Origin of the sequence: Accumulibacter sp. (assembly GCF_031732815.1) — a bacterium.
Taxonomy (GTDB): Bacteria; Pseudomonadota; Gammaproteobacteria; order Burkholderiales; family Rhodocyclaceae; genus Accumulibacter.
On the sequence record NZ_JAVMKF010000169.1, the window covers coordinates 1 to 4325 of the forward strand.

Annotated in this window: 3 protein-coding genes; 2 read left to right on the plus strand and 1 reads right to left on the minus strand. The window is 66.0% G+C overall.

The genetic code is table 11. The features are described 5' to 3' along the window. The coding region (locus RKP46_RS11175; protein ID WP_311106713.1) for a YgiQ family radical SAM protein at nucleotides 1-1697 on the plus strand (1697 nt) is incomplete at its 5' end. On the opposite strand, the gene RKP46_RS11180 is transcribed toward RKP46_RS11175, so the two are convergent. Then, the gene (locus tag RKP46_RS11180) at nucleotides 1669-2124 is read right to left on the minus strand and encodes a hemerythrin domain-containing protein (protein ID WP_311106714.1); all 456 of its coding nucleotides are present in this window, start codon (nucleotides 2122-2124) and stop codon (nucleotides 1669-1671) included. The genes RKP46_RS11175 and RKP46_RS11180 overlap by 29 nt on opposite strands. A gap of 331 nt (nucleotides 2125-2455) precedes the next feature. Here RKP46_RS11180 and RKP46_RS11185 point away from each other — a divergent pair. Next, on the plus strand, nucleotides 2456-4325 hold a 1870-nt coding region (locus tag RKP46_RS11185; RefSeq protein WP_311106715.1), incomplete at its 3' end, for a beta-propeller domain-containing protein.

Here is a 4325-nt window from a genome sequence, read left to right on the forward strand (position 1 = left end):
ACGACTACTGGTCGGACAAGGTACGCCGCTCGGTGCTGCTCGACGCCAAGGCCGACCTGCTGATCTTCGGTAACGCCGAGCGCGCCGTCGTCGAACTGGCGCATCGGCTGGCCGCCGGCGAGAAGATCGGCGAGATTCGCGACCTGCGCGGCAGCGCGTTTGTCGTTGCCCGCGCTTGGCGACCGGGCGCCGACTGGCGCGAGCTCGATTCGAGCGAGGTCGATACGCCCGGTCCGCCGGCTTGCCTGCCCGATCCCTACGCGACGCCTTCCCCTGCGGACGACCAGCGCGCCGCCTGCGCAGCCGGCAACGCGCAGCCAGGCAAGGGCGAGCGGCCGGTGGACCCGGTGCGCCGCATCGAGTTCGTGCGCGCTCGCCAGGCGGAGCGCGCACGCACGGTGATTCGTCTGCCCGCCTGCGAACAGGTTGCGGCAGACCCGGTGCTCTATGCGCACGCCTCGCGCATCCTTCATCTGGAATCGAATCCGGGCAATGCGCGGGCGCTCGTGCAGGCGCACGGCGAGCGCGACGTGTGGCTCAACCCGCCGCCGATTCCCTTGCGCACGGCCGAACTGGACGGCGTCTTTGCCGCGCCGTTTCAGCGCCGGCCGCATCCGGCGTATGGCGCGGCGAGGATTCCCGCTTTCGAAATGATCCGCTTTTCGGTCAACATCATGCGCGGCTGCTTCGGTGGCTGCACCTTCTGCTCGATCACCGAGCACGAGGGACGCATCATGCAGAGCCGTTCGCCGGAATCGATCCTGCGCGAGATCGGCGAGATCCGCGAGCGCACGCCCGGTTTCACCGGAGTCATTTCCGATCTCGGCGGGCCGACCGCCAACATGTACCGCCTGGGCTGCCGGGATGAACGCATCGAAGCCGCCTGCCGGCGCCTGTCTTGCGTTTTTCCGCGCATCTGCGAGAACCTCAACACCGACCATGCGCCGCTCGTCGAACTCTACCGCCAGGCGCGCAGTGCGCCTGGCGTGAAGAAGGTGTTGATCAGTTCAGGTCTGCGCTACGACCTTGCGCTGACGGACCCGGACTACGTGCGCGAACTGGTCAGGCACCATGTCGGCGGCTACCTGAAGATCGCTCCGGAACACAGCGAAGACGGTCCCCTGGCGCACATGATGAAGCCGGGAATCGCTTCCTTCGACCGGTTCAGGGCGATGTTCGAAAAGTTCTCGCGCGAAGCCGGCAAGGAACAGTACCTGATCCCTTACTTCATCGCGGCTCATCCGGGAACCACCGATCAGGACATGTTGAACCTGGCCTTGTGGTTGAAGCGCAACGGCTTTCGCCTCGATCAGGTGCAGACGTTTCTGCCGACACCGATGGCGCTGGCCAGCGCGATGTACCACAGCGGCAGGAACCCACTGCGTAAGCTGGCGCGGGGCCCGGAGACCGTCGAGCGCATTCGCTCGGGCCGACAGCGCCGACTGCACAAGGCGTTTCTACGTTACCACGACCCCGACAACTGGCCGCTGCTGCGCGAAGCGCTGCGCCGAATGGGGCGGGCCGACCTCATCGGCAGCGGTCGGCAGCAGCTTGTACCGGCTTTTCAGCCCGTCGGAAGCGGCCGACCCGCTATCCCGGCCGGCACGGACAGCCGGGCTAAGCCTCAGTCGCCGGCGCGGCCCGCAGACAGCGTTCCGCTGCGTGCCGTCAGGCGTGCGCCGAAAAACTCGCGTTGAGCGGCCAGCGTGGCTGGCTGGTGCGTTGGCCGTTCGCCGCGGAGAGCTCGTCGGCAAACAAGCGGTCATCCTCACCGATGTGCCGCTCAAACCAGTATTCGGCGTAGCGCAGCAAGGAATAGACGTCCTGGCTGCCGGCGAATGCATCGTTCAGCGCTTTGTAAAGGATGCGCAGCGTGTCGTGATGGACGCCGGCGTGCTCGCTGAAGTCGATCTCAGCTTCCTCGGCGAGCATCTGCTCGTTGGCAAAATGCTGGGCAAACAGCTCGAGCAGGTCGGCAAAGCCTTCCACCGCGGCTGAGCCGCTTTCCAGGCATTGCGCCTTGAGCAGCGAAATGCGGCTGAAAATCTCCTCGTGCTGCTGGTCGATGTCTGGCACACCGACCAACAACGCTTCCGGCAATTGGCCGGCCACGTATAGCTCCATCACAGGTCTCCTCGCTCGATTGGCGGTTTTCCTTTGTTTTCCGCACAGTATAGAAAACGCTTGCGCGGATTGCCAGAAAAATCGAAGTTAAGTCAGCAAAATGTCGGCAAGTCCATCGGGCACGCCGGGCGCTGGGGCAGGCGAACGGCCGCGAAAGCGCGGCGCAAGCGAGTTATCATCGGCACCTCCTGGCGGAATTCGGCGCAGGTTCGCCGAGCGAGCTGTCGCCCGCCGGCCATGGTCGGTTGGCCAACGAGAATCATAGCGACCCGATCCGCCGACTTCGATCCGGCTTGCCGGCTTGGACACACGCAGCTTGAAAGGAAGGACGATGTTCCGCACAGCCGCCCCCATCTGTCTCGCGCTGGCCGTACTTGGTGCAGCCCTGTGCTGCTGGCCGCCTGTCGCCGGCGCAGCCAGCGAAGCGAGCGCGGCGCGCAAGACGCTGCGCGCTTTTGACGACGAACAGCAACTCGCCGGGTTGTTCAAGCGCTGGGCCGACGAGGCGAAGCGCCGGAAGGACGAAGCGCAGCAGGCGCGTCTGAAGAAGGCGGACGGCGCCGCGCCGAGCACCCAGGCGATGCCGCCTCCGGCACCCAGGCCGGCACCCGCCGCCGCGGCTCCGGCGGCCACGGGCAAGGCGGAATCGGTGACCAACGTCCAGCACGCCGGCGTCGACGAAGGCGGCATCGTCAAGCTGCACGGCGATCATCTGGTCATCCTGCGACGTGGCCGGTTGTTTACGGTGCGGATCGCTGGCCAGGACCTGCGGCCGATTTCGGCGATCGACGCGTTTGGCCCCGAGGTCGACCCGCAAGGTGCCTGGTACGATGAAATGCTCATTTCCGGAAACACGCTGGTCATCATCGGCTACAGCTATGCGCGCGGCGGCAGCGAGATTGGCGTTTTCGACCTCACCCCGGATGGTCGCCTGAGCTACCGGGCGACCTACCATCTACGTTCCAACGATTACTACTCGTCGCGTAACTACGCCAGCCGCCTGGTCGGCAACAAGCTGATCGTCTATTCGCCGCATGTGCTCAGCCCGTGGGGCGACCCCTATGCCGCTTTTCCCGCTGTCCGGCGTTGGCGCCCCGGTGCCTTGCCGAGCGATTTCAAACGAATCGCGCCAGCGACGCGGATCTATCGCAGCGACGAGGCGCTTGATCCCTTTGCCGGAGTCGCCCTGCACAGCGTCGCCATTTGCGATCTGGCGCAGCCCGAGCTCGACTGCCACAGCACCGCCGTGCTCGGCCCGCCGGGGCGTGTCTTCTACGTCTCGCCGAACTCGGTTTTCGTTTGGACGACCGCCTGGCGCAGCGGCGTCCTGGCTACCGCACCGGTGTCGGCGGTTTTTCGCATTCCCCTCGACGGCTCGCCGCCGAGCGCGCTGAAGACCGCCGGCAGCCCGATCGATCAGTTTTCGTTTCTGGAGGACGAGCGCGGCATGCTGAACGTCCTGCTGCGCTCGAACGGGCGTGGCGACGGCATGTGGGCGGCCGAGTCCGGCGCCGGCGAGCTTGCCCTGATGCGTGTTGCGCTGGCCAGTTTCTCCGACGGCAAGGATGAGGTCCCGAACGATGCCTATCTGCGCTTGCCGAAGCCGGCGGGATACGCCATCCAGAGCCGCTATATCGGACCCTACCTGGTCTATGGCGCAGGCAGCGGCTGGTCGGTGCCGACCGGCGGCGTCCGCTCGCCGGTTTTCGCCGTGCGCTACGCGGCAGGCGAGGTGCATGAGGTTCCGCTCGTCCACCCGGTCGACCGTATCGAGGCGCTGGGCAGCCACGCTCTCGTGGTGGGCAGTGATGGCAAGGATTTGCATCTGACCAGCGTTCGCTTGTCGGATCAGCCGGCGACCGTCGACCGCCACCTGCGTCCAGGTGCCGCGCAGGGCGAGACGCGCAGTCACGGTTTCTTTTACAAGCCGGAGAGTGAGGTCGACGGCTTGCTCGGATTGCCGATCATCGGCGGCGGCGAGTCGGCCGCACGCCAACTGAGCACCGGCTCGGCGGCGATCCTCTATTTGCGCAACCGTGGTCTCGCCTTGAGCGAACTCGGCACGCTCGTCGCCAGGCCGGCGCAGAATGAAGGCAACGACGCCTGCCGCGCCTCGTGCGTCGACTGGTACGGCAACGCGCGGCCGCTCTTCGTGCGCGGCCGCGTTTTCGCCTTGATGGGCTACGAGATTGTCGAAGGAA

What these genes read in the sequence shown, in the direction of transcription:
- RKP46_RS11180 (WP_311106714.1), bottom strand. Translation starts at nt 2,124, where the DNA reads ATGGAGCTATACGTGGCCGGCCAATTGCCGGAAGCGTTGTTGGTCGGT.